Source organism: Winogradskyella marincola, from assembly GCF_029624125.1.
Classification (GTDB): Bacteria; Bacteroidota; Bacteroidia; order Flavobacteriales; family Flavobacteriaceae; genus Winogradskyella; species Winogradskyella marincola.
Genome location: NZ_JARSBN010000005.1, coordinates 285581 through 292650, shown reverse-complemented (window position 1 = coordinate 292650; position 7070 = coordinate 285581). Strand labels below are relative to the sequence as shown.

At 34.6% G+C, this 7070-nt stretch carries 5 protein-coding genes and 1 tRNA gene; 3 read left to right on the top strand and 3 right to left on the bottom strand.

Annotated features, from left to right (window positions below; all coding sequences use genetic code 11):
* Positions 1 to 455 precede the first annotated feature (455 nt).
* Together P7122_RS11275 and P7122_RS11270 are read right to left on the bottom strand one after the other, a co-directional pair.
* A complete protein-coding gene (locus P7122_RS11275; protein WP_278005901.1) occupies positions 456 to 1979 on the bottom strand; it encodes an OmpP1/FadL family transporter in 1524 nt (507 codons plus the stop codon).
* A 39-nt stretch (positions 1980 to 2018) separates the two neighbouring features.
* On the bottom strand, positions 2019 to 3083 hold the full coding sequence (locus tag P7122_RS11270; RefSeq protein WP_278005900.1) for a hypothetical protein: 1065 nt from the start codon (positions 3081 to 3083) through the stop codon (positions 2019 to 2021).
* A 100-nt stretch (positions 3084 to 3183) separates the two neighbouring features.
* Here P7122_RS11270 and proS point away from each other — a divergent pair, with 100 nt between their 5' ends.
* The 3 genes from proS to rpsT all read left to right on the top strand — a co-directional run bounded on the left by proS (position 3184) and on the right by rpsT (position 5119).
* A complete protein-coding gene (gene proS, locus P7122_RS11265) occupies positions 3184 to 4662 on the top strand; it encodes a proline--tRNA ligase (RefSeq protein ID WP_278005899.1) in 1479 nt (492 codons plus the stop codon).
* 109 nt (positions 4663 to 4771) lie between these two features.
* A tRNA-Glu gene (locus tag P7122_RS11260) sits at positions 4772 to 4843 on the top strand.
* 24 nt (positions 4844 to 4867) lie between these two features.
* Positions 4868 to 5119, top strand: coding sequence for a 30S ribosomal protein S20 (gene rpsT, locus P7122_RS11255; protein WP_278005898.1), 252 nt, complete (start codon positions 4868 to 4870; stop codon positions 5117 to 5119).
* A 169-nt stretch (positions 5120 to 5288) separates the two neighbouring features.
* Here the strand turns inward: rpsT and rho are convergent, their stop codons facing one another.
* A complete protein-coding gene (gene rho / locus P7122_RS11250) occupies positions 5289 to 6914 on the bottom strand; it encodes a transcription termination factor Rho (RefSeq protein WP_278005897.1) in 1626 nt (541 codons plus the stop codon).
* Positions 6915 to 7070: the final 156 nt, after the last annotated feature.

Genomic DNA, 7070 nt, shown 5'->3' with positions numbered 1-7070 from the left:
TCTAGCGACTACTGGTTTACAGTAGAATACGAAGAACCCCTTACCAACCAAATTAAAGAGTTCAAAGCCCATTTTACACTGCGACGATAAGTAGTTAGATAATTATAGAGAAAAGCCTGAATATTAAGTTCAGGCTTTTTTTTATGCGCTAGTTTTTGTTGGTAATAATCTTTTTATGGATGTTTAGTTATTGTTGTTGTTAATGTCTTATTATGGTTTTGTTTTTTGTGTGATTGTATGGATTTATTTTAGATATGATTTAGAGGCTTATATGGATTGCATTCAGATTAAAATCTAGCAGGTGTTGTCAAATAGATTAAAACTGAATACACTTTGTTTTGTGTTCAGTCAAATAGATTGAATAAGAATATCGTTATAAAAAAAACACTCAATAGCTAATAGCTATTGAGTGTTTATCTTATTCTAAAAGAATGTTAGTCTTTTATGAAGTGTAACTAAATTTTGAACCCTAGAGTTAAAATAACATCTGTGAATTTTGATTGAAATTCTGCCGAATCCGTAAGACCAACATTATATAGTTGATAATTTGTGTCTCTTTCAGCTTGGCTAAAAGCCATATCTATATTAAAATTTCCAAAGTTATAACCAAGACCAAGCGAATAGCCAGTTAAATCTCCATAGAATGAATCATTCTTGTAAGGGCTTTCTTCAAAACGATAGCCACCTCTAAAACTTAATTGTTTGTATCTGTATTCTCCGCCAATTCTGTATGAATTTGCTGTGTCTAACACATTGCTAATACTGCTGTTTGTTGCTGAAAAATCAATATCAGAAGTTGGTCTTAATTTAGCTTCACTATAATCTTTAATAGAGTAATCAAAACTTAGTAAACCTTGCTTTCCGAAAACATAAGCTAGGCTTCCTGTAACTTTAGAAGGTGTTTGTAATTTATATTCAGGAAAAATATTTATGACATTAGGATTAATAATAGCGCTGCCTTCAGGACTGTCTGTCGCTAAATACTGAGATGTTTCTTCAGATATTCTATACCAAGTAGGTGAGTTGTACGATAAGCCAACCCTTAATGCTTCTGTAACTTTTGCGATACCGCCCAACTGAAAAGAAAAACCGCTTCCGGTTGTTAAAAGATTATTCTCAAAATCAACACTAGTTATTGTTGAGTTTTCGTTAGAGTTAATTTCACTTAAAAATGTGCTTCTTTCATAGTTAATGAAATGTGTATTCAAGTTTATACCTAAAAATATTTTGTCTTCATAGCTCGTGGCAAAGTTGAAAGCTAGTTTGCCATTGTAGCCTCTACTAGCATAATAATATTCTTGGTCAAAATCAGTCCCATTAATGTTAGAGGTATAAGCTGTGTTTTCATCTGTATTTTCAACCGGATCAATAATATAGCCTTCATAGCCTAAAAAAGCTTGCTGATTATCATATCCGTAGAAAGAACCAATTTCAGAATATGCTTGGGAGTAACTTTCACCTTCAAATGCTGAAATTTCATCTAACCTTAAGCCTTGTCCGTTGACTCCATTAGCATATCCTAAAAAGTAACTTCCAATGGAGTTATCTGGGTTTATGCCTTTAGCAGCCCAATTATCATCAAAGTCAGCAGATCTGTCATAAGCAACACCTAGCGTGAATTTTTTCCAAGACGAACTTTCGTCTCTATTTACAAAAACAAATGTTGCACCAAGTTGATTTAAATCGAAATTAGAATTAGACGATGTTGTAAGTCCATTGAAGTAATTGATGTCATCTTTTTTACTAAAAACACCAATAGAAGCAGAAGCATGGCTGTTGTTAAATATTGCAGATCCAGCCGGATTTATATTTACGGCAGACATGTCGCCACCAAGTGCGCCAAAAGCACCACTCATAGATCGAAAACGAGCTGTTCCTTGAATTTCGTCCATAGAATATCTAACAGCATCTGATACATCTTGTGATAAAATATAAGATGAGCTAGCTAAGCCTATGCAAAGCATAAGTAATTTTTTCATAAGTAATTTTTAAAAGTGTTTGCTATAAAACTGTACTAATTATCCTCTTCCGCGTCTGCTACTGCTTCCGCCAGATCGAGATCCGCTAGAAGAAGATCTAGAGCTACCCGAAGATCTCATGCTTCCTGATGATCTTGAAGATGAACTTCTAGAAGACCTAACAGAGCCACTTGAAGACCTCGAACTTCTAGTTGATCTGATAGTACCAGATGAAGATCTTGAGCTTCTTGCTGATCTAACAGTTCCTGAAGATCTACTGGTATTTGGTCTTGATATTCTGCTACTAGAAGACCTAGATGAGTTTCTTATTGTCCCATTTCTGGATGTACGTACAGCAGAGTTAGATCTACCAACACTAGATCCTGTTGCACTACGAGATAATCTGCTAGAAGAGTTGTTTCGTCTAGATAAAGCAGAAGAGCTTCTGCTTGCACGGTTTAGGTAATTGTTGTTTATCATAGAGCTTCTTCTCCCTGCATTATAGGCATATCTATTGCCTCTATGGTAGCCGTTCCATCCCCAATTGTTCCAGCCATAGCCCCATCCAGGTCCCCAGCCCCAATTGTTCCAACCATAGCCCCAACCAGCGTTCCAGCCCCAGTTATTCCAGCCGTATCCATAACGCCAGCCAGAGTTCCATCTCCAGTTATTCCAGCCCCAATTATTCCAACCGTAGCCCCAACCAGCATTCCACATCCAAGGGTCGTTCCAGCCGTACCAGCCGTTATCTATAATATTTATGGTAATACTTTCATTATTTTGTCCCCAACCACCATACACAGGTCTTTGCTCTATGGTATCTTGAGTTCTTTCTAAGTAATTGCCCTCGTAAGAATCTATGTCAGTAAAAACCTCATTATCTTCCATAACTGCTTCTAATTGAGCAGAGGAGTCAGCAAAATAATTTTTATAGTAATCAGAGTCGTTTGTAGACGTTGTAACTACAGGTTGTTCAACCTCGGTTGTGTTATAATCTTCAGATGAATAAATGCCGTCATCATCGTAACCTGCATATTGAAAAGAACCACATGAAGTTAACACGGTAATCAAACCGAGTGCAACAAAAAATGGCAATTTGTGCTTAGTAATGGTTTTAAATTGCATATCTCTTATATTTTATTGTTGAACATAGCAAAAATAGTTAGTTTTGCGCAACTATTTTTTTATTTAACATAGTCACAATATTTGTGCCAAAACTTTGAAAATGAGTAAAAATCTTACTACTAGAGCTGAAGATTATTCAAAATGGTATAATGAATTAGTTGTAAAAGCTGATTTAGCCGAAAATTCTGCTGTCCGTGGATGTATGGTAATAAAACCTTACGGATATGCAATTTGGGAAAAAATGCAAGCAGAATTAGATAGGATGTTTAAGGAAACTGGGCATCAAAATGCTTATTTTCCCTTATTTGTTCCAAAAAGTTTATTTGAAGCAGAAGAAAAGAATGCCGAAGGTTTTGCTAAGGAATGTGCTGTAGTAACGCACTACAGATTACAGACCGATCCTGATAATGAAGGTAAGCTTAGAGTAGATCCTAATGCTAAGTTAGAGGAAGAGCTTGTGGTAAGACCTACAAGTGAGGCCATAATTTGGAATACATATAAAGGATGGATTCAAAGTTACAGGGATTTACCAATTTTAGTAAATCAGTGGGCAAATGTTGTGCGCTGGGAAATGAGAACTAGACTCTTTCTCAGAACTGCTGAGTTTTTATGGCAAGAAGGACATACCGCACACGCAACAAAAGAAGAAGCGATAGCAGAAACTGTTCAGATGAATGAGGTCTATGCTCAATTTGCCGAGAATTTTATGGCTATTCCTGTTGTTCAAGGTGTAAAAACAGAAAGCGAACGTTTTGCAGGAGCTGAAGATACTTATTGTATAGAAGCTTTAATGCAAGATGGAAAAGCTTTGCAAGCAGGTACATCTCATTTTCTAGGACAAAATTTTGCTGAAGCCTTTGATGTGAAATTTACAAACAAAGAAGGAAAACAAGATTATGTTTGGGCAACATCTTGGGGAGTATCTACACGATTGATGGGAGCGTTGATAATGACACATAGCGATGATAAAGGATTGGTTTTACCACCAAATTTAGCTCCATATAAAGTAGTTATAGTTCCTATATATAAGAATGAAGAACAATTTGAAGCTATAAAAAAAGTAGCAGATCAAATTACTAGTGATTTAAGAGAACTAAATATTAGTGTAAAGTTTGATGGTAGAGATACTTTGCGACCAGGAGCAAAATTTGCACAACACGAATTGCAAGGTGTACCATTAAGAATAGCAATAGGTCCTAAAGATCTAGAAAACGAAACTGTAGAATTAGCAAGAAGAGATACGTTTACCAAAGAGATCGTTGCATTAGACAGAATTAATGTTGTTGTAAAGGATTTATTAGAAGAGATTCAAAACAGCTTATTTAATAAAGCTTTAGATTTTAGAAATAGTCATATAACAGAAGTAGATACTTTTGATGAGTTTAAAGCAGTATTAGAAAGTAAAGGCGGTTTCATTTCTGCGCATTGGGATGGTACTATAGAAACAGAACAAAAGATAAAAGATCTAACAAAAGCGACAATACGATGTATTCCTCTAGAAAATAAAAAAGAAGAAGGAAAGTGCGTATTTACTGGTAATTTGTCAACTCAAAGAGTGTTGTTTGCAAAAGCATATTAAATTTTTTGAAAAAAAAATTAATTAGTTGTTGCAATATTGAAAAAGTACTGTATATTTGCACCCGCAATGGAAACATTGTTGGTTCATTAAAGAATGATAATAACCAAATGGCCCGTTCGTCTATCGGCTAGGACGCCAGGTTTTCATCCTGGTAAGAGGGGTTCGATTCCCCTACGGGCTACAATTTTTAATTAGAAAAAATAAAATGGCAAATCATAAGTCAGCTTTAAAAAGAATTAGAAGTAACGAAAAGAAAAGAGTGCTTAACAGATACCAGCACAAGACTACTCGTAATGCTATAAAAAAATTACGTGAGTTAACTGATGCTAGCGAGGCAAAAACAATGTTGCCATCTGTTATTAGTATGATTGATAAGTTAGCTAAGAAAAATGTTATCCACTCTAATAAAGCTGGTAACTTAAAATCTCAATTAACTAAACACGTTGCTGCGTTATAATCGTAGAAACTGCTAAGAATATATAAAGGCTTTCGATTTCGGAAGCCTTTTTTTGTGTCTATATATTTATAATTGATTACTATGTTTGTTAGAATCAATTAATAAAAAAGCCTTGAAAACTAATTCAAGGCTTTTTTTACATTATAAAATTGTTTGAATACGGTGTGTGTTACCCATTCATAGAGATTAAGAACTCTTCGTTATTTCTGGTTTGTTTAAAACGATCGTTTATAAACTCCATAGCTTCCACAGGGTTCATATCAGCAAGGTATTTGCGCATTACCCACATTCTTTGAATCGTGTTGTCGTCTAATAATAAATCATCACGTCTTGTGCTAGAAGAAGTAAGGTCTATCGCTGGGAATATACGACGGTTAGAAATCTTACGATCTAATTGTAATTCCATATTACCAGTACCTTTAAATTCTTCAAAGATAACTTCATCCATCTTAGATCCTGTTTCTGTTAATGCTGTAGCGATGATAGTTAAAGAACCACCATTTTCAATATTACGTGCTGCACCAAAGAAACGTTTTGGTCTGTGCAAAGCGTTTGCATCAACACCACCTGATAAAATTTTACCAGATGCAGGTTGTACTGTATTGTATGCTCTTGCTAAACGTGTAATAGAGTCTAGTAAGATTACAACATCATGTCCGCACTCTACTAATCGTTTTGCTTTTTCTAAAACAATATCTGCAATTTTTACGTGTTCGTGCGCTTCTTTATCAAAAGTAGAGGCAATCACTTCGCCACGTACATTACGTTGCATGTCTGTTACTTCTTCAGGTCTTTCATCAATTAGTAAAATCATTTGATATACTTCAGGATGATTAGCTGCTATAGCGTTAGCAACATCCTTTAGTAACATAGTTTTACCAGTTTTTGGTTGCGATACAATCATACCACGTTGCCCTTTTCCTATTGGCGAAAACAAATCCATTATCCTTGTAGAAATAGTGCTTTGTTTTTCAGCAATATTAAATTTCTCTTTAGGAAAAAGAGGAGTTAAGTGTTCAAAAGCAACACGATCTCTTACAACATTAGGATCTTGGCCATTGATTTTACTTACCTTAATAAGGGGGAAATATTTTTCACCTTCTTTAGGAGGTCTTACATGACCAAGAACAGTATCACCTTTTTTAAGTCCGAATAAACGTATTTGAGATTGCGATACATAGATATCATCAGGTGAAGTTAAGTAGTTGTAGTCAGATGATCTTAGGAATCCATAACCATCTTGCATTATATCTAGCACACCTTCACTTTCAATAATAGCATCAAATTCAAAATCTGGCTCACGATAACGGTTTCTATTATCTTTATTACCATTGTTTTTTTGATTGTTATTATTGTTGTTGTTTCGGTTTTGTCTATTATCGTTTTTTTGATTGTTGTTGTTAGAGCGTCTGTTGTCTTCCTTACGATCGTTAGACTTATTGTCTTGACGTTGTTGTTTTTGAGGAGCGTCGTTGTTAGACTTTTTTTCTTGAGGCTTAGAGTTTTCCTTTTTCTCAGATTTCTCAGAAAATTCTATAGACTTCTGATCGTTATTTTCTTTTGGTTTTCTCTGTACTCGCGCTCTTTTTTGTTGAGGCTTGTTTTGTTTTGGCTCTGGTTTAGAGTCTGTTTCAACTGTAGATTTTACAGCTTCAGGATTAGCAGCTTGATAATCTAAGATTTGATATACCAAGTCTAGCTTTTTCATAGAGCGATACTTAGGTACATTGAGTTGTTTAGCTATATCCTGTAACTCAGGAAGCTTTTTAGCTTTTAACTGTGAAATTTCAAACATTCGTATGTAATATAATGTATTATAATTTGATATTATTAATTCAAGATTTTCTAAATGAAATAAAAAGAAAAAAAGTGAAATTAATTTGGAAGATAGAACTATGCAAACCAGTGTGTTGCTTCATTCTATTGCAATAATACAATTTTATTTTAAAAC